The 24202-nt window shown below is 43.6% G+C and carries 22 protein-coding genes and 1 pseudogene; 6 read left to right on the forward strand and 17 right to left on the reverse strand.

Going from position 1 to position 24202, the window contains the following annotated elements; genetic code table 11:
• Positions 1-1116: a dTDP-glucose 4,6-dehydratase gene (gene rfbB / locus V512_RS04325; protein WP_099829236.1), complete on the forward strand. Its 1116-nt coding sequence runs from the start codon at positions 1-3 to the stop codon at positions 1114-1116.
• A gap of 37 nt (positions 1117-1153) precedes the next feature.
• On the forward strand, positions 1154-2341 hold the full coding sequence (locus tag V512_RS04330) for a glycosyltransferase (protein WP_099829237.1): 1188 nt from the start codon (positions 1154-1156) through the stop codon (positions 2339-2341).
• Between the two features lie 52 nt (positions 2342-2393).
• Here V512_RS04330 and V512_RS04335 read toward each other — a convergent pair whose 3' ends face one another.
• The 9 genes and pseudogenes from V512_RS04335 to V512_RS04375 all read right to left on the reverse strand — a co-directional run bounded on the left by V512_RS04335 (position 2394) and on the right by V512_RS04375 (position 12523).
• The gene (locus V512_RS04335; protein WP_099829238.1) at positions 2394-3335 is read right to left on the reverse strand and encodes a glycosyltransferase family 2 protein; all 942 of its coding nucleotides are present in this window, start codon (positions 3333-3335) and stop codon (positions 2394-2396) included.
• A gap of 182 nt (positions 3336-3517) precedes the next feature.
• Positions 3518-4189 (reverse strand): annotated as a pseudogene (locus V512_RS04340) (transposase); the annotation flags it as partial.
• Between the two features lie 92 nt (positions 4190-4281).
• On the reverse strand, positions 4282-5658 hold the full coding sequence (locus V512_RS04345) for a hypothetical protein (RefSeq protein ID WP_099829239.1): 1377 nt from the start codon (positions 5656-5658) through the stop codon (positions 4282-4284).
• 108 nt (positions 5659-5766) lie between these two features.
• Positions 5767-6891, reverse strand: coding sequence for a glycosyltransferase (locus V512_RS04350; RefSeq protein ID WP_165775340.1), 1125 nt, complete (start codon positions 6889-6891; stop codon positions 5767-5769).
• 8 nt (positions 6892-6899) lie between these two features.
• Positions 6900-8030 (reverse strand): UDP-N-acetylglucosamine 2-epimerase (non-hydrolyzing), encoded by a 1131-nt coding sequence (wecB, locus tag V512_RS04355; protein ID WP_099829241.1) that lies wholly within the window; start codon positions 8028-8030, stop codon positions 6900-6902.
• Between the two features lie 14 nt (positions 8031-8044).
• Entirely contained in the window at positions 8045-8899 is an 855-nt protein-coding gene (locus V512_RS04360) for a sugar nucleotide-binding protein (RefSeq protein WP_099829242.1), read from the reverse strand.
• Positions 8896-9945, reverse strand: coding sequence for a polysaccharide biosynthesis protein (locus tag V512_RS04365; RefSeq protein WP_099829243.1), 1050 nt, complete (start codon positions 9943-9945; stop codon positions 8896-8898). The genes V512_RS04360 and V512_RS04365 overlap by 4 nt, the downstream gene beginning before the upstream one ends.
• A 24-nt stretch (positions 9946-9969) precedes the next feature.
• Positions 9970-11220: a glycosyltransferase family 4 protein gene (locus V512_RS04370; RefSeq protein ID WP_099829244.1), complete on the reverse strand. Its 1251-nt coding sequence runs from the start codon at positions 11218-11220 to the stop codon at positions 9970-9972.
• Positions 11221-11227: 7 nt separating this feature from the next.
• On the reverse strand, positions 11228-12523 hold the full coding sequence (locus tag V512_RS04375; RefSeq protein WP_099829245.1) for a sugar transferase: 1296 nt from the start codon (positions 12521-12523) through the stop codon (positions 11228-11230).
• Positions 12524-13374: 851 nt separating this feature from the next.
• Here V512_RS04375 and V512_RS04385 point away from each other — a divergent pair.
• The 3 genes from V512_RS04385 (at position 13375) to V512_RS04400 (ending at position 15018) form a co-directional block, all read left to right on the forward strand.
• Positions 13375-13731, forward strand: a complete 357-nt coding sequence (locus V512_RS04385) for a four helix bundle protein (RefSeq protein ID WP_099829247.1) — start codon at positions 13375-13377, stop codon at positions 13729-13731.
• A 276-nt stretch (positions 13732-14007) separates the two neighbouring features.
• Positions 14008-14364, forward strand: a complete 357-nt coding sequence (locus tag V512_RS04390; RefSeq protein WP_099829248.1) for a four helix bundle protein — start codon at positions 14008-14010, stop codon at positions 14362-14364.
• A gap of 282 nt (positions 14365-14646) precedes the next feature.
• The gene (locus tag V512_RS04400; RefSeq protein ID WP_099829250.1) at positions 14647-15018 is read left to right on the forward strand and encodes a four helix bundle protein; all 372 of its coding nucleotides are present in this window, start codon (positions 14647-14649) and stop codon (positions 15016-15018) included.
• Positions 15019-15444: 426 nt separating this feature from the next.
• On the opposite strand, the gene V512_RS04410 is transcribed toward V512_RS04400, so the two are convergent.
• The 6 genes from V512_RS04410 to V512_RS04450 form a co-directional block, all read right to left on the reverse strand.
• Complete coding sequence (locus V512_RS04410) at positions 15445-15975, reverse strand: hypothetical protein (RefSeq protein WP_099829252.1); 531 nt, start codon at positions 15973-15975, stop codon at positions 15445-15447.
• The gene (locus V512_RS04415; protein ID WP_099829253.1) at positions 15968-16717 is read right to left on the reverse strand and encodes an ImmA/IrrE family metallo-endopeptidase; all 750 of its coding nucleotides are present in this window, start codon (positions 16715-16717) and stop codon (positions 15968-15970) included. Before V512_RS04415 ends, V512_RS04410 begins: the two co-directional genes overlap by 8 nt.
• The gene (locus tag V512_RS04420; RefSeq protein ID WP_099829254.1) at positions 16710-17060 is read right to left on the reverse strand and encodes a helix-turn-helix transcriptional regulator; all 351 of its coding nucleotides are present in this window, start codon (positions 17058-17060) and stop codon (positions 16710-16712) included. Before V512_RS04420 ends, V512_RS04415 begins: the two co-directional genes overlap by 8 nt.
• 977 nt (positions 17061-18037) lie before the next feature.
• Complete coding sequence (locus V512_RS04435; protein ID WP_099829257.1) at positions 18038-18682, reverse strand: DUF4276 family protein; 645 nt, start codon at positions 18680-18682, stop codon at positions 18038-18040.
• Positions 18679-19875: an AAA family ATPase gene (locus V512_RS04440; protein WP_165775341.1), complete on the reverse strand. Its 1197-nt coding sequence runs from the start codon at positions 19873-19875 to the stop codon at positions 18679-18681. Before V512_RS04440 ends, V512_RS04435 begins: the two co-directional genes overlap by 4 nt.
• Positions 19876-20321: 446 nt before the next feature.
• Positions 20322-21485: a P-loop NTPase fold protein gene (locus V512_RS04450; protein WP_099829260.1), complete on the reverse strand. Its 1164-nt coding sequence runs from the start codon at positions 21483-21485 to the stop codon at positions 20322-20324.
• 540 nt (positions 21486-22025) lie between these two features.
• On the opposite strand from V512_RS04450, the gene V512_RS14555 reads away from it, so the two are divergent.
• Positions 22026-22190: a hypothetical protein gene (locus V512_RS14555; RefSeq protein ID WP_165775342.1), complete on the forward strand. Its 165-nt coding sequence runs from the start codon at positions 22026-22028 to the stop codon at positions 22188-22190.
• Between the two features lie 349 nt (positions 22191-22539).
• On the opposite strand, the gene V512_RS04460 is transcribed toward V512_RS14555, so the two are convergent.
• Together V512_RS04460 and V512_RS04465 are read right to left on the reverse strand one after the other, a co-directional pair.
• On the reverse strand, positions 22540-23010 hold the full coding sequence (locus tag V512_RS04460) for a hypothetical protein (RefSeq protein WP_133117315.1): 471 nt from the start codon (positions 23008-23010) through the stop codon (positions 22540-22542).
• Between the two features lie 34 nt (positions 23011-23044).
• Positions 23045-24082 carry an AAA family ATPase gene (locus tag V512_RS04465; RefSeq protein WP_207759734.1) on the reverse strand — a complete coding sequence of 346 codons (1038 nt, stop codon included), beginning with the start codon at positions 24080-24082 and terminating at the stop codon, positions 23045-23047.
• Between the last annotated feature and the right edge of the window lie 120 nt (positions 24083-24202).

Genomic DNA, 24202 nt, shown 5'->3' on the forward strand with positions numbered 1-24202 from the left:
TTGACAATTTTAGTTACTGGTGTGGCCGGTTTTATAGGAAGCAACTTCGTATATTACTATCTTCGCAAACACCCTGAGAGAAAGATTATAGGTCTGGACAATCTAACTTATGCAGGAAATCTGGACAATCTTTCAGGATTGACTGAAGAAGAGAAAAAGAGATTCACCTTCATAAAAGGTGATATCTGTGATCCCGAACTTATGGAGCGTATCTTCAACGATCAAGACATAGATGGAGTAATAAACTTCGCAGCCGAGTCACACGTGGATAGATCAATTCACGATCCCCAGATATTTCTGAAGACAAACATACTGGGAACACAGGTTCTCCTCGATGCCGCAAAAAAGCACTGGAGAGGTGAAAACGGCTGGAAATGCATAGATCTTACTAAACATGAGTCAGAAACAGATAGATCAATTTCAGCCAACCTGCAAAGCTGCAAACCTGCCAAGTTTCTTCAGATTTCAACCGACGAAGTCTATGGAGCTCTCGGACCCACAGGATACTTCACGGAGAAGACGCCACTTGACCCGCACAGTCCATATTCAGCATCGAAAGCTTCGGCCGATCTGATAGTAAAAGCTTATCACGATACCTACGGACTGCCAGTCAATATAACAAGATGCTCGAACAATTACGGGCCTTACCAGTTTCCAGAAAAGCTTATACCCCTCATGATAAATAATGCGCTCAATCACAAACCTCTGCCGGTATATGGTGACGGCAGACAGATAAGGGACTGGCTATATGTTGAAGACCACTGCAGGGCAATTGATCTGGTTTTCGAGAATGGTGAGTCTGGGGAAGTCTATAACATAGGCGGCCACAACGAGAGGGAGAACATCTACATAGTCAAGAAAATAATCGAGATACTTAGAAAAAAGACTGGGGATTTAGTAATAAATGAATCGCTCATAAAACACGTGACCGACAGACTGGGCCACGACAGAAGATACGGTATAGATCCTACTAAGATAACTCAAGAGCTGGGATGGAAACCTACGATCATGTTCGATGAAGGTATAGAGATGACAATAGACTGGTATTTGAATAATGGAGAGTGGATAGGCATAGTTACTTCCGGGAAATACTTGGAGTTTCATGATAGATACTGAAGATATTGATTGTCGATTCTTGCATAGGGTGTGAATAATGATGAATGGTCTATACGTTGTGAATGTTGACATTGAAAACAAGAGTGGATACAAAGACAAGATTCTTGGTCAGATCGATGTGCTCTCAAAGATTACGGATCACATGTATGTCTTGGCTTCAAATGGAAATGAATACTTCTTTGGAGAGTATTTGGACAGGTCAATCGGCAAAATTATGAGTGTGAAACAGTCCAAGAAAATTAGATACATCAGAGGTTTCATTAATCAGCACAAGCTTCTTTCTCTTCTGAGAACTATGATAGATAAACATGATGTTGATTTTGCCTATATAAGGAGGATCATTCCACTTACAACAAGCGTTCTTCGAACACTCAGAGGTTTGAAGAAACAAAAAACGCAACTCTTCTATGAGTATCCTACCTATCCTTGGCAAGAGGAAATGAGAAGCAATCCCAAGACTTTCGGGAGACTAAACTACTACTTGGATAAGTGGAACTACAGAAAGCTTTTCGATATAGTTGATTTTATTCCTGCAATGGTTAGCTGTGACTGTTTTTCATCACAAATAGAAAATGAGAAACTCATCAAGATAAATAACGGTGTTTGTGTTGAAAAATTGCCAGTTGTTTCGCCAGTCAGTCATGAGGGGCTTAATCTACTCGCAGTTGGACATTTGCAGAACTGGCATGGATTCGATCGTGTGATTAAAGGGCTTTCGGAATTCTATAATTCAGGTGGTACTCAATTAGTAAAATTTCTTGTAGTAGGCGATGGTCAAGAACTTCAAGCTTTGAGAGAATTAGCGCAGAATCTAGGGTTAGTGAACGAGGTAGTTTTTTTTGGTGCAATGACTGGCAAAGAACTTGACGCAATCTTTAACCTATCAGACATTGCAGTTGCAAGCATAGGGAATCACAGGAAAAAAGTGTTCAAGGATAGTGCTTTGAAAAGTAGAGAATACTGTGCAAGAGGAATCCCATTTATATTGGCATCATATGATGATGACTTTCCCGAAGAATTCAGGTACGTTCACAGGATTCCAGCAGATGACTCGCCAGTTGATATTGCTTCAATTCTAGTCTTCTTCAATAGCATCAAGAAAGATGATTATTCTACCATAATGAGACATTATGCTCAGCGGACCTTGACTTGGGATAAAAAAATGCTTCCAATTATTGATAAGATTCTACAGAACCAACATCCTAAGAACGAATCCAACAATTAGAGGAGTATAGGGATTCTCTCTTCACCGGCAAGCATAATTTCCTCTAGAGCTACTAAATTACTCTCTTTTCAATTATTTTCTTTGCTGGTAGCCAGATATTTGCCCAAATAAAGTTGGCAAACTTCATTAAACCCACCCTGAAAGTTCCATACTTCTTGTAATTTCTTACAAAATAGAGCGTGGAATTGAAATAATGCATGTTTACTTGTCTACTTGGCAACGTTCTTGTTGTCATTGCATTATTATGCATAATTGAAACAGACTGACAATATAAGCTTTCGTAGCCCTTTGATCTTAGTTTCAGAGCGAGGATCTCCTCCTCGTTATATAGAAATGTGTTCTCGTCTAAATAATTAACTTGATGCAGCTTAACTGCGTCAAATGTCACAAAGCAGCCACTTAGAAACTCGTTAGTCTCTAATCGTCTTGATCTTCCCGCATATGTCCGAAAATTCAAGCGATGAATTTTGTCAAAAGGTAAAAGAATCGGATAAAATATTCTATACCAAAAAAGATAGAAGAAACTTGATCTACTACGCATAGGATTTGTTTCAGTTTTTAGATGATTGGAGTACACTCTTGGGCCTATAGCAGCAGCATTGTCATTTTTACTCAATTCAGTGGTCAACTCATTTATGACAGGCATCGTTAAGACAACATCATTGTTACTAACAGTAATGTATTCAAATCCGATTTGTTCGGCAAGTTTTATACCATAGTTATTACCTATCGCATAGCCATAGTTTTCCTTTAAACGATAAAGCAACTTTAACCCACTCGTTCTCAAGTTTGGGAATCCCGCTTCATGTCCTTGATCTACAGAAAAGAATCCCCTAATAGCAAGAAATTCCTGAAGAGCTGATACTTCTTCTTGATTTGAACCGTTATCAACTACAAGTATCCCACTGGAGCTTTCATATTTAAGAATTGATTCAACGCATTCGCGAGTCTGCAGAAAACCATTCCAGTTAAGTACAACAAAACAATGATTCATCGAACCTCCCAATCTTATATTCTGCAGCAAACACCCCAATCTCTTTGTTTGAGGAAAATGCGGGCTGCTGACTTATCAATTATGATCTCAAAACACCCCTTCACTCACTAATATTAGCATAGATTTAGGAAGGGAAATAATGAGTTTTTGAAAGAAAAGTCTGGAACCTAAAATGGTGGAAATTATAACGAGGGTGATTTCACCCCCAGTTTGGCGTAGATATCCTTCTGCTTCTTAGTGACTTCTCCGATCAAGCGGCCATGTTCGGGTGATTCAAACCTTTCGATAGTGTCCAGTTCGTCAAGGAGACCCTGCAATGTCCAGTTCTCAAAGAGACCGGTGTCCTGCATCTTCTTCTTTATGTAAGAGAGATAGATAAGAGCCACAAATTGGACAAACAGCTTTCCATTCAGTGATAGTTCAGAGGAAACCTGCATTCTCCTGAAATTCAACCGGTCTTTCAGGTTGCCAAAGCCCTTTTCGACTATGTCTTTACTGCGATAAAGCGATAAGGCCTCGAAGGGATCGTTGACTCCATTGGAAAGCAGTGCGAAATAGCCATAGTTTCTTGCCGCTTCACGCATAGCCTCTTCCTTCGGTGTGACTTTCCTGAATTTACTGGTAAGAGTAAAGTATTTGTCGTAGTCCTTAATACTGTATTCCTTGAGTTTGTTGTTCTTCAGGTCATTGTATAGTATGCTCAGATAATCGTTCATATCTGCCTGATCTTTGGCTGCCTTCTCACCATTGTAGAAAAGATGAAGATATGCCCGCCTTTTCGAGCTGAAAACATCTCCCTTATTGGGTCTTTCCTGTTCATATTCCCACTGGATCGTCCGGCACAAGCCATATACTTCAACTGTTGCGACTGACGGCCATCATGAGTTAGTTCATATGATCTGAGGAAAACCAGATGCCAAAACATCGGCGAATCATTTCTCTTCAGTTAAGCTGCAGGCAGATGCTCATCGATTGAATTTTCGTTCAGTTTATCTCCTGAGTAAGAGATACATGCAACTCCAATTACCATAGCCAATCCCATCATATTGTAAAGCCAGCCGATGTCGCCAATGAGCATTCCCAAAAAGAGCCATAGCAACAAAGGGACAAAACTAGCTTGCTTCATTCCTAACGCGTCTACGAAGAAGACAATCCAAGCGATGAAACCAGCAAGGCCTATGTTAGCAAGGAGGCTAGGCAAGAAGCCGTGAGCATTAGTGGAACCAAGGCCAAGACCAAAGATTGGTCTTCTAAACATCAGGTCAAGAGAACTCTGAACGCTCAGTAGGCGAATAGATTCTGAACCAACTGCAGGACCGATTCCAATGAGCCCCGATAGTCTCGAAATGTAGTAGTGCACCAAGGGAAAGAGATCAGAAAGAAGTCCCAGTACTCCGATTAAAAATGACAGCGTAATAACAACTATCGCAATGCTAATTATCTTTCCACGTCTGTGCTCAATAACATACTTCCAAAGTTTGAGCATAAGCCAGTAAAACACAATTCCAAAACCTGCGAAAGAGGTGGACAAGACAAGAATTACTATCGAAGCAACTTCAAGGAACTGTGTAGAGAGAGATTTTTCTTTCAACAGAGCAAGGATTGTCAAACCTGGGACAAAGCTAACGGCGAAATGAGAGGGCTCCCTCATAAAACCTTGTATCAAATAGGAACCTCCTCTCATCGCAATTCCTCCAAACTGAGAAACTCCCGTTCCAAGGAAAGAAGTGGTTATCAATTGAAGAACTGGGCGATTCAGAAGCATTTTGGTTCCGATATCAAGATAACCAATAATTGTTTGAATCAGCGTAATCATTATTATGGACTTGATTAAGCTCGAGCGAAATTCTTTCTTGCGCACTAAATCACTTACCCCAATTGCTACGATTGTTACTAAAATAAGCCGGAAAAATCTTTCGGCGTTTTTGGTCGAGAATGCCAACGGTTCAAATATGAAACGTCCCAAGTATTGCTGATCCCAAGATCCTCCAACTGGCATTACTAGAACATTTTTTGGGGCTAGTACCAAGATGTACAGTCCAACCGCAGTTACTACCAATAGAACAATCGCTTTCAGAACTAATCCATGACTATCTTTCTTCATTCCACCCGATGCTATAAATACGACAATATAGCACAGCATCAAAACCTCTTCATATTCTAGTGTAAGTGAACCAAATTTGATGAAGTATCCTGAACCAGCTAACAGGGCAAAAACAATACCGTCTAAAAACAGATGAAAGGAGAGCGTTTTCAGATCTTTTGCATGCAATATTTGGTATATAATCAGTGCAACGACGAAAAATGTAGCCGGATTAACCATTTCATTACCCCTTAGTGATGAAGTAGATCAAGATGGCACAAGGTACATGCCTAGCTTGATACTTGACAATTCGTTGTTACATATCACATTACAATAGCATCCTAAAAGTCAATACTCATTTAGTTTGCATGTACTGACAAGCAGGTTCATAAACTTACTCCATCCACCCGAATCTTCATTTTCGTACTTTTCGAAATAACGCTTTCTTGTAGCGAGAGTCTCCTCTAGTTTTTCAGCCCATTGTGCAGGATCGTCCGGTATGTACTTGACTCCTTTATAACCTTCGAGAACATCGTGAGCGTAAGGTTCGTCAAGAACAAAAATGGGCTTTCCCATTGAAGCTGCTTCTATCAAAGGCAAACCAAATGTTTCCAGCTTTGACGGGAAAAGCACTATGTCTGATTGAATATACTCTCTAAGCATTTCATCTTTGCTTAGGTAGCCCTTCCACTCAATTCTCTCATCAACAGAAAGTTTTTTGGACAGACGATAATAGTATTTCGTTATTCTATTATCATCAGGATTGCAGGTGAATGCGAGTGTGATCCTAGGATATAGCTCTGGCTTTTTCTTTTTTATTGTCGATAGTATTTTGATAAGCAACTCATGATTTTTGTACGAAGCACTAGCAACTGCCGGATAGAAAAGATAGTAACTCTTGTTGTTTACGCACCGCAATTCCTCTCCAGCAAATGGTTCAATTACAGGCCTAATGACATGGATTTGCTCTTTTGGAATTCTAAGTTTATTGCTCACCGCTTCTTTCATCCAGTTTGTCTGAACAACGACTGATGAGTCTCTTCTTATAGTTCTTTTCATCCATTTCCATATTGCCAAACGATAAAACCTTGCTTTTAACTCAAATGGCATGAACTCGTTGAAGTCTCCAAAAGGTAAAGACTGATGCATGTACACTATCTGAGGGGAATCAAGCTTTCGAAATCCCACACTCATCAATGATACAGCTAAGGAAGGCTCAATATGACGGTCGTGCAGCCACTTGCAAATCCCGAACGTATCCCACCAGATACGCTTTCTCCATTTTTTTGCATCTACCTTTACTATTTCGATGTACTCACTGCTGAACTCATTGACAAGATCATTCGAGACAAATATAATCCATCTGAACGATTTAGCCATTTCATTTTCTTTGAGTTCCCGTAGAAATTGTCTCAGAATAGACAAGGCCCCACCCATAGAAGCTGCAACATCATTAACAATTATTGTCTTCAAATTGACTCTCAGACCTCCTTCAACCAAGATGTGCGATTGATGATCTCGAAACATCCCTGGACAATCCTGAGGACTTTATCGGAAACATTTCTGTCAACATAATCCGGTGATAAAGGAGCTCTTTCTTCGCTTTTGAAGGTCTCTCTTGCAATCGTTATCGCGTTGACCACTCCTCTGGCCTTTATTCCACCGATGACTATAGAGCCTTTGTCGAGCACTTCGGGTCTTTCGGTGCTTGTTCTGAAGAGAACTGCGGGGAAACCCATAATAGACGATTCTTCGCTGAGAGTGCCACTGTCAGATAGAACACAATACGCCTTCTTCTGGAGCTTATTGTAGTCGAAGAAGCCAAAGGGTCTTAAATTGGTAATTAACGGATTGAATTTGACTCCCTTCTCTTCTATCTTCTTCCAGCTCCTGGGATGGGTCGAGTAGATCACAGGTAGCTTGAACTCTTCGGCTACTATGTTCAGTGTGTTCACTACTTCGTTGAAGTTCTTCTCTATATCCAGATTCTCTTCTCTGTGGGCGCTTACAAGGATATACTTTCCATCTTCAAGGTTTAGTCTCTCAAGAGCATCGCTATTGTCTATCTTATCCATGAAATGATATAAGACTTCAGGCATTGGAGAGCCAGTGACGAAGATATGCTCTTTTCTAAAACCTTCAGAAAGAAGATATCTTCTGCTGTGCTCCGTGTATGGAAGGTTTATATCACTTATATGATCGACTATCTTTCTGTTTATCTCTTCCGGTACATTTTGATCGAAGCATCTATTGCCCGCTTCCATATGAAATATGGGGATCTTTAGTCTTTTAGCCGGAATAGCGCTCAGAGCGCTGTTTGTATCCCCAAGTATCAGAAGTGCTTCGGGCTTCTCTTTTAGGAGGACTTCATATGCAGCACTGATAATATTACCCATCGTCTCTCCCAGGTGCTTTCCCGGAACGTTTAGAAAATAATCAGGCTTTCTTATCTCGAGCTCCTGAAAGAAGATTTCGTTCAATGAATAATCCCAGTTCTGGCCGGTATGGACGAGTATATGATCGAAGTATTTATCAAACTTCTTTATTATCGCGGCCAGCCTTATTATTTCCGGCCTGGTTCCAACTATTGTCATTACCTTAGTTTTGGTCATTTCATTCTCCATTTCTATAGATTATAGTGAGGATAATAATACTTATGATTCATTATCCATTCTGCCATCTGAGATACCATCGTCTCATAGTCGGGAACAACATAACCAAACTCAAATCGTGTTCTCTTAAGAGATTTATCTGCAACGAAACCATCGAAAGGCTCAATATTTAGTTCGTCATTCCTCATGTATTTGTTGAATAGCTTCAGCAGATCATATTTACTTATAGGTTTGCTGTAAACCATGTTGTACAAACCGCTCGCTCTTTTCTGGGCTGCCTGCTCCATAGCTTTGGCAAGCTCGAGGGTGGTGAGACCTGTCCACATTGCTCTGGTATAACCTTTTATCGTTCCGTCCTGCTTCATGAACCAATTGAAAAGGCCTATTCCGTTTTCGTTCATATCCGGTCCGACAATCGAGTTCCTAAAAGTTATGTTCTTCTCGTCTTCAAGCTCCCCTAAGGCTTTGGTCCGATCGTAGAAAGTCTCTCCGTCTCTCAGATCCGATTCAGTATAGCCACCTGTTTTTCCAGAGAAAACACAGTCAGTACTCATATGGATGATCTGTGTATCCAGATTCTTAGTTATCTCCGCAAGGAAGTGAGGGAGATAAGAGTTCAGAAAGACTGCAAGCTCTCTATTCTCTTCCGCAAATTGATTCAGAATTCCAATGCAGTTAATAACAGAATCAAATCGCCCCTGAGTTATTATGCCATGAATAAATTCGACGTTTCTTGCGTCTCCAACGACAAATTCGCAATGGTTGCCCTTCACACGATCGAATCCAATGACATCGTGTCCCTTTTCACATAGATAGGTCGATATTGTATGCCCGGCCATTCCGGCTGCTCCAAGAACAAGAAACTTCATCCAACCACCTTGCCTGAGGTACCTCTAATAGAGTGCCAATTATCTAGTTCGCTCTGGACCTCTTCCAACGATAACAAGAGCTTCTTCAATCCCTCAACCGTTAATTGATCTGTGTTATGAGATGTATAGGGTTCAACATTTTCGACTGTAAGCTGCCCTTTGTCGAAATACTTCGAGTAGTTTAGATCCCTGGTATCTGCCGGGACTCGATAGTACTCTCCGAGATCTTCCGCTACCAATCTCTCTTCAGAAGTAAGCAAGCTCTCATACAGTTTTTCACCGTGGCGCGTGCCAATTATATGGATTTTGCTGTCTGCCTCGAAGATGTCTATTAGGGCTTCGGCGAGAGTCTTTATAGTTGCGGCCGGGGCTTTCTGAACGAAGATATCTCCCTGATTGCCGTTCCTGAAAGCGTAGAGAACGAGATCTACGGCATCGTCCAGACTCATCATGAATCTAGTCATGTTCGGGTTGGTAATTGTAAGGGGCTTTCCTGCTTTAATCTGTTCAATAAAGAGGGGGATAACTGATCCTCTCGAGGCCATGACGTTTCCGTATCTCGTGCCGCAGAGAACTGTCTTGTTCTCCGAGATAGTTCTAGATTTGGCAACCATAACTTTTTCCATAAGCGCTTTGGTCATACCCATGGCATTTATTGGATATACTGCCTTGTCTGTACTAAGAACGATTACTTTCTTCACGCCGTTGGCTATTGCTGCGTTGAGTGTGTTCTCCGTTCCCAGTATGTTTGTTTTGACAGCTTCAAGTGGAAAGAACTCACAGGAGGGAACCTGTTTCAGCGCCGCCGCACTGAAGACGAAATTGACTCCTCTGAGAGCAGATTCAATGCTGTTATAATCGCGAACATCACCTATATAGAATTTTAGTTTGTCGTTGTTGTACAGTTTTCGCATATCGTCCTGTTTCTTCTCATCACGACTGAATATGCGAATCTCGCTTATCTCTGTCTGAAGGAAACGCTTAACGACTGCATTTCCGAAAGAGCCGGTACCACCGGTGACCAGTAATGATTTGTTTCTGAACAAAAAGATTCCTCCCAGAATGAATGGCTATCCTTGCAAATCTGCAAAGACTGATATTACCTTATTGATTGCGGTTTCTACATCAAAATTTCTCTCAACGTAATTACGACCATTTTTGCCCATCTCCTTCAACTTTGCCCCCATTGATCTATATTTCATTATCAGGTCTGAAAAACCCTGGGTGTTGCCACTGAAAACGTATTCTCCACAGTGACTCTCTTCGATTATTCTTGCGGTGTCTTCATTTCCTTTGTTTAAGGCAGCAATGATTGGAATCGATCCTGCCATATAGCTAACTATCTTTCCAGGTATTAGGGCTGTTTTGTTTTTTTGTGATAGTGGCATCAAACCAACATCAGCACTCTTAACTAAACTAGGAAATTCGCTTGCATTAACATAATCATGCAACAGAACGTTTTCGAGTTTCCTTATATGGATTTCTTCAGCCATTTTATCCCTTGATCTTCCATTTCCAACAATTAGGAATAGAATCTCCTTTTCATCTCTTAGTAGTTCAGCAGAATCTAGTATGATTTCTAGTCCTTGAGCTGGACCAAGTGTTCCTCCATAAAGGCAGACAAATTTGTCCTCTATGCCAAATTCGGATCTGAAGTCCCTAAAATCGGATGAATCGAAAGCCTTCAAATCTATCCAGTTGTAGAGCACAGATACTCTGTCCGCTGAGACCCCTTTTTGGCTCAGCAAATAGGTCTCATTTGATTCTGATTGGGCAAAAATATGGTCAGCCTCGTCATATAGATTGGCCTCTTTCATATTGTAGTACTTAGTTATTAGTCCATTGTTGAGTATTCCGAGATCTACAGCCACTTTTGGAAACAGATCTCTTACAAGTAATAAGGGGCTAGATCCAAGCTTTCTTGACAACTTAAGTGCCGAAAGAGCATATTGAACTGGTGGACTATAAGCCAAACATAGATCGAAATGACGACCAACCAAGCGTCTGAATCCATCTCTAACAATCTTCAAAGAGGCAAGGGTAGTGTTGATGCCTCTTTGTATGTAGCCTTTGTTATGAGTCTCAGGAGCATCTAGTCGTATCACTTCTACACTTTTTGGATCATTGCCAATTTCGCTCTTATTGAATTTACTCATAACTCTTCCATGCGGTTCAAAAGTCAGTACAGTAACATTGTGCCCTTGATTCGAAAGAGCATAAGAAAGATCTTTCATCAAATTGGCTGTAGAACATATTTCAGGTGGAAAGGAATCACAGAACAGAAGTATACTAAGTTTACGTTTCAATGCTCTAGATTTCATAAATTCTTCACTTCGCACCCTTTCTGAATACAACTGTCTCGAATGTTTTCAGGATTATTTGCAAATCGAGCATCGTTGATTGATTCTTGACATAGTATAGATCATAACTAAGCTTCTTCTCCTGCTCTTCTATTGTAGCAGCATACTTATAATTGGTCTGAGCCCAGCCACTGAGACCTGTTTTGAGTTTATGCCTTAGTTTGTAATACGGTAGTTTAGTGGCAAGCTCTTCGGCAAAACCTGGCTGCTCCGGTCTGGGCCCAATGAATGACATATTTCCTTTGAAGATATCATAAAACTGAGGAATCTCATCAAGTCTAAATGGTCTCATTATCCTTCCGAGCCTTGTAATATTGTCTCCCTGCTGAGTTGCATATTTTGATCCTTCTGACTCTGAGTTTTTTTTCATCGATCTAAACTTGTGGATTCTGAAAGTCTTGTTGTTTAATCCAACTCTCTCTTGAGTGAAGATACCAGGTCTCCCGTCCTCAATTACAATTAGTAGCCATAAGATCAGAAAGACGGGGGAAAGTATTATCAAAGCAAAAGAGGATATTACTAAGTCAAGAACTCGCTTCCTATGAGAAATTTGAACCTGCGAAAAAACAACATCGTAGTAGTCGCTGAAGAGATCGATCATCTTCATAGGGATTCTGTGCAATGCGCTCTCTACAACGATTGGCAAATACTCCAGTGCGACGTCTCCAGAACGTTGTGAAAGAACGCTCTCGACATCTTTTGCCAACTTTGGATCGCCTATGAGTATTGCGTCGAATGGTTTAACTTCTTCGAAGGTCATAGTCTCAGTCAGAGTCGCTGCTGATGGGTTCATGTAGGAATAGATTTCGATCTTGCCCATCGAAGCCTTTTTGACTTCTTCGAGTATCGGGCCGAGCTCTTCTTCTCTGCCTATGACGAGATATCTTCGCGGGGGAAGATGCTTTATGGTGTATCTCATAAGTACGCATGATAGGAAGGGGAAGATTAATCCTGAAACTGCTGCTGTCACAAAGAAGGTGAGCCTAGGGAGGCGCGGGGTGAAGAATACTATCGGGATGAGAGCAAAGAGAACCCCGAGAAAGGTGCCGGAGATATATGAGACGATGCATGAGTTTAGAGAATAAGTCGTTGAGTTATCGAAGCCACTGAAGGCGTATATGCCGAGCATAATTGCTATATTGAGTATGAGAGCTTGAAAGGCGTATCCTGGAGTCCATGTGAGAGTAAGTGATTGAATAAAGAAGAGGGTCACGAAGAGGAACGTAGCGATGAGGTACTTCAAATTCGCTATTCTTTTTATCATACCTTCTCCCCTCCTTGATCATAATAATCAAACTAACGACTTAAATAAAAACAAAACTGAATACGAATAGATTGTGGGTCTCTGCTTACACAGCCTTAATTGGTAGTTCGGAAGTCTTTCGTTTCTTCTTACTTATGTTAACATTACTCAATCAATAGTTCAAATTATTCTATTTCCAATCAGACACAATTATGCTTGTTTATCGTACTGTACGATCGATTATAGAATCTATCCGTGTTTAAGTCAAGATTTTGTCGACAATATGATTGTAAAATTCTCTCAGAACCGGCGTGCGGGGTAAGGGGTAGGGGGTTCGGCAAAAAACTAAAAGAACAATAGACAAGCTTTCAGGCGAAATGTGAGTTATGCTCACAAATAATTACGTCATCATCAAGCTGAGAAAACACAAGTAGTTAGGAATGTAAAGTTTTGGGGTGTAACATTTGGAGACAGTCTGGAAATAAAAGACGCAAGGCGCCGAAGATCATCGGCGGACGCAAGGCCGGTAAGTTCATCCCGGGACGCAGGGCTGACAAAGATCATGCCAGGACGCAATGCCCGCTTCGCGGGAAAGAGCCGCTTGGACAAGAAACGCTGACTGCTCTACGCTGAGAAGATCATTCCAGGAAGTAATGCCCGGAGAACCACCCGGGGAAGTCAGGCTTGTTTGAAACATCAGAAGCAAGGCGCCGAAGATCATCGGCGGACGCAAGGCCGGTAACTTCATCCCGGGACGCAAGGCCCGCTTCGCGGGGATGAAAAACCACCAATAACAAAGTCATTGAGAGCAGTTGAAGGCCAAAACGTGAAAATGCTATATTTTCCTCAGCATATGTTGAGGAGGTTAGATGATGGACATTGAGAATCTTCAAATCTGGAAGCTTGGAGTGACATTAGCAAAAGACATTTATCTTCTGACTGAAAAGTTTCCCAAAAGCGAACTTTACGGCCTGACTGATCAGATTAGGCGAGCCGCCGTCTCGATTCCCTCAAATATTGCCGAAGGCAAGGGACGATCCACAGCAAAAGACTTCGTTCATTTTCTCAATAATGGAAGAGGTTCTTTATATGAACTCGCGACTCAGCTCTATATTGCGTGTGAGATAGGATACGTCAGAGAGTCGGACTTCTCTTCTCTACAAAAAAGAATAGAGGATCTTTCACATAAGATCGTTGCAATGACGAAGTACCTTAGGAGCAAGAAGTGATGACCTCATAGAACATTGGACGCAAGGCCGGCAGAGATCGTGCCCGGACGCAAGGCACTGAGGAACATCAGTGGACGCAAGGCCGGTGAAGATACTTCTCAGAAGTGAGGCCCGGAAAAGCATCCGGGGAAGTGAGGCTCGCTGCCGCGAGGAAGTGATGCTGGCGCTTACGCGCCAGGAAGCTGAACTTCAAAAGAAAATGACTGCGCGACAGTACTTGAATGGTGAATTTTCAGATGATATATTATCCTCAGTTCATTTTGAGGAGGATAGATCATGGAGATCGAAAGGCTTAATATCTGGAATCTCGGTGTTGAGCTTGCAAAGGATGTTTATATTCTTACAGAGAAGTTTCCTAAGAAAGAGGTCTATAGTCTAACCGACCAAATAAGAAGAGCTGCGGTTTCTGTACCCTCTAATATCGCAGGAGGGAAAGGTCGTTCATCTGCAAAGGACTTCATTAACTTCCTGAGTGTTGCCAGAGGGTCACTCTATGAATTAATAACCCAGCTCTATATTGCGAGGGAGATTGGATACCTGACTCAAGAAGATTTCTCAACTCTTCAAAAGAGAATCGAGGATCTTTCGCATAAGATAGTTGCTATGACGAAGTACCTTAGGAACAAGAAGTGAGGCCGACTCCGTCGGGAAGCTCTTTCTGGTTCACCGTCAACGGTTCTCCGTTCTCCGACAAGAAGATATTTCAGTTGAAAGACGCAATGCGCCGAAGATCATCGGCGGACGCAAGGCCGGGAAGTTCATCCCGGGACGCAGGGCTGGCGAAGATCATGCCAGGACGTATGGCCCGCTTCGCGGGGATGAAGAATCATCAATTACAGAATGCAAATAAGCCTCTTGAAGACCTAAGACTACAGATGCTATATTATCCTCAGCTTATTACGAGGAGGATAGATGATGGACATTGAGAATCTTCAAATTTGGAAACTTGGTGTAAAGCTTGCAAAAGACGTTTATCTTCTAACTGAGAGATTTCCGAAAAGAGAAATCTATGGCCTGACAGATCAGATTAGACGAGCTGCTGTCTCGATTCCCTCAAATATTGCTGAAGGCAAAGGACGATCAACGGCGAAGGATTTTGTTCATTTCTTGAACACTGCGCGAGGTTCACTGTATGAACTGAAAACTCAGCTTTATATCGCACGAGAGATTGAGTATCTAACAGAAGAAGACTTCTCTTCTTTCCACAAACAAATCGAGAATCTATCCCATAAGATTGTTTCTATGATCAAGTTTCTGAAAGCGAAGAGTGATGGAGTGAAAAGATGACGCAAGGCTGGCTAAGATCATGCCAGGACGCAAGGCCCGCTTCGCGGGGAAAGAGCCACGTCTAGGAACGAGTTATGAAATTCGGGTTACTAGGAGCGGGTCATCAGAACCGGGTTTTGAAGAGCGAGATCCCGTATAGGAGCACTACGGGATGACAGTCCCTTCACAGAGATCTTATCACTCCGACCTGGCCGACAAGTCCGTCAAATTCTGGACTGCTCCGACAAAAGCGAGAAGAGCTGTCCTTGGAAGAGACGCGAAAAATGGGACAGACGCTAAGATCCCGTCAGTCCCAATTTTCGCTCTCGCTTCTTGTGAGCGTAGCGAATGTCTCTACCGTGTTCTTTCTCGAATGGTCTTATCGGAGAACGGGTCCTCGCTCTTGGACGGCCAACTGAGGACTGCTATTACAGCGCACAGCGGATTCTAAAGTGTGTTGAGGTAATCGGTAAATGTTGAGGTGGGAAGTCTTCGTCGTTTCTTGATCATTTGGCTCCAAATGGTATTTCCTTCAGATTGGTCTATTAAACCTTTGAGTAACGCAGTATGAAGAATCATCGGAGTCGTTAGGTTTCTGAGATGAAACAGCTGAATATAGTACTGAATGTCTTTCAAGTTGTTGCTTGCTAACAGTCCTTTGCGTACCTTTGCTAGTGCTATTGCTGAAGCCTTGCCTTTTCCTATACGTTTCTGTCCACTCTGCGGGTTTTTTGTCAGCATGTAGTAAAGTTTGAATTCTTCTGTACCGACAAGTATTTCAGCCTTTCTAATTTCGTCTTGAGACAACAGCTGATTCACTTTGCTTGAAAGATGACTTATGCTTGGATTTGAAAGCTCATCCAATACCTGTTCTGGAAGGATGATCCGCTTAGCGTAAAGACTTAGCAATATGTCTGTTCTATCGACCCACAAGAATGAAGAAATACAGTCAGTGTCAAAGAATATCGGCTCAGTCATATCTCTCTTCGTCTTCTTCGGTTCCGTATACGATATCTGACCTGAAAGCTTCAAGAAGGTATTGTTCATATAGCCCTTCGGAGATCACTTCTCTTTCCCTCAGTGTTTCTGCAAGTTTCACATACTTGCCGAATGTTGTGGCTTTCTTCTCCCCAGAAGAGGGTTTGTAGAGGGTTACATCATAACCTAACCCCTGAGCGGACTTGATGACTCCAGTCTGCATTTCAGACGCTTCTTCTTCCGTAATATATCCTTCCTTCATCAGTCTGATTAGCGTTGCCTGTCTGCTTAAGCCATAGTACTGCTCGGTTTCGACTACGTTTTGGAGTGAAATCCTTCCGCTCTTCTGGATACGCTTGCTAAGGAATTCTCTTAATGATTCGTACGGTGCCAGGAAATAAGATGCAAACTTGTTTGCTTCAATTTCGGCAGCGTCTTTTTCATCGAAGGCGAAAGGGCAGATCACTTTATGAAGATCTTCGTGGAAATAGATGTGGCAGAGTTCATGAGCCGCAGTGAAACGCTGCCTGCCATATGTTTGCTCAGAATTGACAACTATTATCTTGTTGTCCTCATCTCTTAGACACATCCCGCTGATCCTTTTGCCAAGTGGGTAGTAGACAAGCGTAAGGTCTTCAATACTGCCTAATGCAGCGAAAATGTCGATTGGAGAGTAGGGGTCTTCTCCAAGTTGTCTTCTCAGTGAAAGGGCATTTGCATTTATCCGGATATCTTCAGGCATGTTCTAGCTCGACCTTCGCCAACTTCTGCATATCAATCAAATTAAGAGCAATCCGGTTTATGACAGCGATTGACTCTAGGTCTTCCGATGCCAGCTCTCTTGCTCTCATTGCAAACGGTATCTGCTCGCGCAAGATGTCCTCCTCTAATAACGATTCAACAGGCAGGCCAAAAAGATGAGCAAGCTTTTCTAGAGAAGCCATCGTGATCTGTCGCTGCCCGCTCTCAAATTTCGAGATGTAACTCTGATCTACCTTGAGATACTCTGCCAGCTGACTCTGGGTTATTGAGTTTTTTTCTCGTATTTCCTTTAACCTGGAGCCTAAAGCTTTCCCGTCCAGCATATCGATCCCCTCCCAGACGATATTATATCATTTGTCATATTACTTATCATACTGTGCCTCTATTGTATGACACAATGAATATGTCCGTTGGCTTGAGAATGTGGTGAAGGCAGAAAGGCTAGCCTAGGCAGGACGCATTGCACTGAGGAGCATCAGTGGACGCAAGGCGCCGAAAAGCATCGGCGGACGCAATGCCGGCAAAGACCGTGCCGGGACGCAAGCCTGGCGAAGACCACGCCAGGTCGCAATGCCCGGAAAAGCGTCCGGGGACGCAAGGCTGCCTTCGGCAGGAAGCGATCTGAAAGCCAGTCACCTTCGGTGGCCAGTCTTTGCTTCGCAAAGGCCAGTCTCGCCTTCGGCGAGGCCAGTTCCGGCTGCGCCGGGCAAACATAGACAATCGAGAAAGAGAACATCGAGAGGTTCGCTGCGCTCACGAGAGAAGAGAGAGAGCCAGTCACTGGTGAAATGAGACGCAATGCCGGCAAAGATCGTGCCGGGACGCAAGGCTGCCTTCGGCAGGAAGTGAGGCTGGGAAGTACATCCCAGGAAGTGATGCCCGGAGGAACGTCCGGGGAAGTGATGCTCGCTGGCGCGAGGAAGTGATGCTGGCGCTTACGCGCCAGGAAGCGACGAAATTGCCAGTCACCTTCGGTGGCCAGTCTTTGCTTCGCAAAGGCCAGTTCCGGCTGCGCCGGGCAAAAGAGCCGCTGAAGGCTGGACGCTGGGTAGAGCATGGACCCGCTGGCAAAGATCAAAGAGCCGCTTGTAGGGGCGAACGGCTGTTCGCCCGCAACAGCTAGCGGTTGACAATTCAAGAGATTCAGTAGTAACCGGCAGGCACATCAGGGCAGGTATACGGGATGATAGCCTTTCGTGTTTCGGGTCATTCTGACGAAACGGGCTGCTAAAATGTCAAGTTGCCGATTAAGGAATATTTTCAGGTGAGATCATTGATTCTTGTAATGATACTTGTCGATTCAGGGCTTGAGTTTCTCTATGTATTCTACAAATGGAGCAAAGCTCTGAGGGCATTTCGAGCGAATGTCTTCCAATGATGCATTTCTGAGTATTTCAGCAGCCGTTGTTACTCCATATCGCTTCTTCGCTCTTCGAAAGAGACTCTGGATGATTTGTTTGGGAGGATTGTTGTCATCCTGTTCTTCCACTTCTCTCTTCCATGTTTCGTGAATGCTTATTCCAAGGTGTTCTTGAAGCTGTTCAAAAGCCGCAAGTAACAAGACCTCAAGATCGTGTTTGAAGCAGAACACTTCGAACCTGCTCATAAAATTCTCTTCATGAGCGGAAAGCAAAGAGCCAAATGACTTCAGAACGTATTCGCGCAACTGCGAGTAATTCGCGTGAGGAACCCCAACATTATATGGATAGAGGTCAGGCAGCAGAACTACCGCGCTTTCGCTGTTATTCTTTATGATCCAATACGCTTTTTTCGGATACTTGACCAATAGTGCCTTCTTGTTGTTCGACATGTTGCCCGACTGACCAACACTTGCGCATTCTATAGCGATGCCTTCTAAGTTCTTCTTATCAATCAAGGGCTTCAAGAGTGTCGTCAGGGCGAGTTTATCAGACTCTCCTTCGACATAGACTATCAGTTGGTTCATTTTCCTATCATCTCAAACTCCCCGGATCGGTGCATTATCTCTAGCTCCTGATCTCCGAATTCTTTGAGATTGTCGATGAGGGCTTGTGAAGTTGACGGCTTGAATGATTTAATGTCGCCATCTTCCTTCTTCAGCACAAGAATATTCTCAATATCGAACATGGAAAGGAAATATGATGAATGAGTAGTTAGCAGAACCTGCGTCTTGTCACTAAGCTTTTTGAATAGTTCGGCCAAAATCGGATACACTCGAGGATGGATTCCTTGATCAGGTTCGTCAACAAAAACAAGAGTTGGCGGGAATGGGTGAACAGATATGAGGGCCCAACATAGTATCCTTAGTGTTCCATCCGAAAGATCGGCCAATGTCAGTTCTTCTCCAATGGAGCCCTCTGACCAAAATGCCATAACTTGGCCAGGCCCTCCTCTTGCCTTAACGGTGATATTTCTGAAACTGGGCAGCATCAGCCCAAGATAGAACTTCAGTTTTTCAAAGATCTCTGGGTACTCTGTCTGGAGATAAAGAAGAACTGCGCTCAAATTGCCAGCGTTCTCATGAAGCATCGGTTCCTGTTCAGTTATGGAGGGACGCCTGAGCTGCTCGTTACTTATTCTGAAGGAATTATAGAACCTCCATCTCTGAATGTACTCACGCAGATTATATAGCATGAAGAGTCCAGGATTGTTCATCGTGCTTATTGCCAGCTGATTTGCCTTCAGTAGCTTGATCTTCTGCTCTTGTAGTTTTTTGAGGCTCGGTTCGTAAATCATCCCTTCACCATTTCTCAACTCCATGTATAGAAACGGCTGATCGTACTTCGTGGATAACGGCCTGGAAGTTTCAACTCTTTCGTGGTCGACTCGTATAGAACCCATGGGACCAACTATTCTCCCAGAATAAACTACATCGGCACTCAATCCTGCATCGATCGACGCTGCCCATTCGATGCGGTCTTCACCTGGAATGTGAAAAATCCTCATTCCTGAAGATCCCTCGATTATTTCTGATGGTATTTCCTGGTACGCACTATTACGTAGAAAGCGCAACAGTTCCATCAGGCTTGATTTTCCAGACGCATTCGCGCCGATCAATACCTCAAGACTGCTAAGACCAACTCGGAAATCTTTGAATGGCCTATATCCAGCGATCCGCATGTCTTTTAGTCTGAACTTGTCAAAGTTGATCTGCGCCATATACATCACCACACTATGAGTTGCCCTTCATCTAAATTATACATAAAAGCGAGGGGAAGTGATGCCACCTTCGGTGGGAAGTGAGGCTCGCTGCGCGAGGAAGTGATGCGCCGAAAGATCGACGGCGGAAGTGATGCTCGCTGGCGCGAGGAAGTGATTCTGCTGACGCAGGAAGCCTCTCAAGTCAACCGTCAACGGTTCACCGTTCTCCGACAAGAGCATGGCCCCGTTCTTGGAAGAGCGAGAAGAGGAGAGAGGAAGAGAGAGAAAGAGAGGGCGAGACGCGAGCAGCGGGTCTAGGGTTTCGGGTCTAGGGTATCGCAAGAACGGGCGAAAATGGGACGGTACAGACGTGAGGAGATTCGTCAGTCCCGGTTTTTCGCAGAGATTTTATCGCTCCGACCTGGCCGACAGGTTCGTCAGATTCCGGACTGCTCCGACAGTTTTCACTGGGAGATGTTCAAGAAGACTTTTGCTTTTCCAGATATTCTGTATGTTCCGTTTCTTTCAATCAGCAATCCTAATGTAGTAAGTCTTTCGATTGTGGAATAGGAGGTCGTTCTTTTGATTGCATTGCTTTTCAATAGATCGAGTAGTTCTTCTTTATTTCCAGAGAAGTCCGATGCCACTTTCAGTGTTTTTCTTTGAATTTCTGTGAGTGCCAGACCTCCCATGTATTCTCTTACTATTTTCTTTACCGATTCGTTTGCATCGCTTATAGATATGAACTTCGCACCTGCATTATCGAAAACCACTTTCTGGGCTATCCAGAGTGCATCCCGCGGATTACCGTCAGCGAAATTAACGATCGGTTCCAGCGATTCCGGTCTGAACCATGAGGTGAGGTTGCCAAGACGCTTAAGCAGCAACTCCCTTATATCCGAATCCGTTAGCTCACTCAGGAATACTACATCTTTTATCACATTCTCAAGATTGCCCGATTCGTTCCATTTCATCCTGTCCTGCCTGTAGTCCCTGTAAATACCGTAGGGCAACGAAAACAGTACCATCAGTTTATCCTGTTGTAGTTCAAGCTTCAAAGAATCGAGAACATTAATAACATCCTGCTTGCTTTCTTTATCGAGTTCATCTATTACCAGTAGAACCTTGCCGTAGTTCATGACCAGTATCTCGAGCAGAGTTCGCAGTTTTTTATGAGCGGCAAAAACGTTGAATCTCGGCATTTTTTGCTTCTCAATGCTGCCTCCGCCGCTTCCGAAGAGAGAGAATCCCAACGATGCGCCCTTTATAATCGAGACTTGCTCGACGATCCATTCTTCGGTTTCTTTCGCGATTCCGCTTACTTTACCGGTAGAGTCCTTTTTGAGGACGTTGGACAGGCTGAAAAGCAGGTCGTAAAGAATCGTTTCCCGATTATCCCTGTGGATCAACGAAACACTCAGCTTCTTTATATCTCCGGAATCAAGAACGTTCAGCACGGTAGTCTTTCCTATTCCAGTTTCTCCAGAAATGCCAAATATGCCGAATGGCTGGTATTTTATGAGAACCTCGAGAGATCGAATTTCTTTACGACGGTTGATAAGGCTGTGATGGTCTTCACTTTGAAGAGGCCTATCTACCAATGCCTGTACTATCTTCCCTATGTCCAAGAACAACAACTCCAAAGCGATTATATCACTCCGACCTGGCCGAAAGGTCCGTCAGATTCCGGACTGCTCCGACAAAAGCGAGAAGAACCGTACTTCGAAAGAACAGTTCTTCGTTCCGACGCTGCGCGTTCGGGTTCATGGTCGTCAGTTCCGAGTTCCAAGATGCAAGTTGTGAGTTATAAGAGCAAAAGCCAATAAACTCTATAAGTTTCTTGAAATGCTCTTCTCGGTGGACGGCGGACCGTTGACCGACAACGCTGTCTTCGTCAGCGCTCAGCGGGTCCTTGTTCTTAAGCGTACAGCGGCTCTTCCAGCGTTCAGCGGCTCTCAGGGCGATATCCCGTGCAGGATCATCACGGGATGACCCTGAACAGGTGCATTTCAGGGCAGGCTCCTGAACAGGGTCTTTTCAGGGCAGGCTATGCGGAATGACGGTCTTTCTTACTTCAGGTCATCCTGGCACGCTTCTGGCCAGGATCTCGATCTTTGGAGCGTTTTCAAGACCAGATCCCGTGCAAATACATCACGGGAAGACAGAATATGTGGATTAGTGGACAAGCTAATCAGGGCAGGCTATGCAGAATGACGGTCTTTCTTACTTCAGGTCATCCTGGCACGCTTCTGGCCAGGATCTCGATCTTTGGAGCGTTTTCAAGACCAGATCCCGTGCAAATACATCACGGGAAGACAGAATATGTGGATTAGTGGACAAGCTAATCAGGGCAGGCTATGCGGAATGACGGTCTTTCTTACTTCAGGTCATCCTGGCACGCTTCTGGCCAGGATCTCGATCTTTGGAGCGTTTTCAAGACCAGATCCCGTGCAAAAGCATCACGGGATGACTAAGTGAGTGGATTTAAGGGAGTGTTCTACGGGATGACAGAATATGTGGATTAGTGGACAAGCTAATCAGGGCAGGCTCCGAGGATCACTGGTTCGAAAAGAGGTCAGACCCAAGGATCCGGTTTTCCGCTATTTCGCTCACTGCGGTCAGCAAAAACCGACTCTTCTAGGCTACGACTGTGCTCAGTAGTCTGTAGTAGCCAAATACTTCTTATTTAGGCTGTGTTTCTGGCCTACTTAGCTTATAGTTTGGGAAGACCTCATTCCATGTTTCCACTGTCAGAACAAGCACGTCATCAATGTACTTGATTTCCCACGGGACTTCCGTTTCTTTGTTCAATCTCTGTCTTAGACGATCCTGAAAGCCTAAAATGAGAGCAGAATCAAAGCTTTTATCATATTCCTCCATTCCGAGAATGACTATATACAGCAATCTTCCACGGATTTGGTTCATAAGATGAAGATAGGTGTAGGAATCTCTTCCTTTTGGGACCAACCTGTCGTTTATAAGTGTGTTTTGCTGAATCTGTCTGAGAAATTCCTGTCTCTCTTCGGGCGTTGCTCCTCTCTGGGATGGGTCTTTAACCTCGATGAGAATCGTCCTTGTTTCTTCGTAAACTACGAAATCAACGAATGACATACCGACAGGCAGAGATCGCCCCTGCCGATCCAATTTTTCCACTTGAATTGCTCCGAAAACCAGTTCAAAACCGCCTTCAAGGAATCGAGTCAACATGAGCATCCATTGTCTTCATAATCTGTTCGTGATACATCTTCTCATATGTAGCCAATATTGAATTGGAACCCAATTTGTCGTAACTATCTTCACTCTCGCAAACTATCTCTTTAGTCTCTTTTCTCTTCAAGGAATGGTATCTGATCCTGTCTTCCTCTTCGGCTTGAAGATCGAACTGTTTCAGTACTACATAGTCATGCGTAGCAAGAAATATTTGAACTCCTAGTCTTTGGAGTCTCAGCAAACTTCCCACAACTGAAGCTATCATTTCTGGATTCAAGTTGCTCTCTGGTTCATCCCAGAAGAGGATGGAGCCTTCGAGCAAAGTACCGTTCTGAATTAAGAGCCACAGAAGCGCTAACTTTCTCAAGCCTTCAGCAAGCAGAGAGAACTCTAGGTTTCCTTGGGTGTTCTTCAGGAAGAACTCCTCGTCCTTCACCGTCACTCTTCCATCCATACAGTCCTGAAGCAAAGTCAGAATCTGTTGTCGATCTTGATCGACGCGCCCTCGCAAAATAGGCTTGTAAGCTCTGTCGATAATATCAGGATAGATTTCTTCGAAATGAATCTCTCTACTGTTATACAGCGATCTAAAACCGGGTGCGTGCGCAAGCATCTCTTTCACCGGGATGTATGCGCATTCAATGGGCGTCTTTAACCACTTTTCCTGCCCCTTCACATTAGCCGACGAAGCGATTTTGACGTGGTTAGAAAAGGAAAGCTCAATCTTGTTCTCTTTCATGTTTTCCAGAACAATTGATGCGCGACTACTTCTCTGCTGCCTTCTCACTAGCCTGCCAAGTTTCATCCCATAAGGCAAAAAAACTCTCAGAAGTTTGTTTGCAAAATCCTCTTTGGTTCGAGTAATGTCGCAAGCCGCATAAATGCACTTCAAGATATGCGTTTTGCCTGTTGCATTGGATCCAATGAAGATGTTAATTCCAGGCGAGCATTCCAGATCAAGTTTTCGAAATGCCGTGAAATTGGTGAGTGTGAGTCTTTTTATGGCACCTTCCAAATAGCTCACCCCCTAGTGGGCAACTGATTGTATTATAGCAGAAAGCCTAACTACAAACGGCGGCGAAGGGCGTCGGCGATCAGTTCATGACGTGATGCTGCTGCGCGAGGAAGTGATGCT

The organism is Mesotoga sp. Brook.08.105.5.1 (assembly GCF_002752635.1).
Taxonomy (GTDB): Bacteria; Thermotogota; Thermotogae; order Petrotogales; family Kosmotogaceae; genus Mesotoga.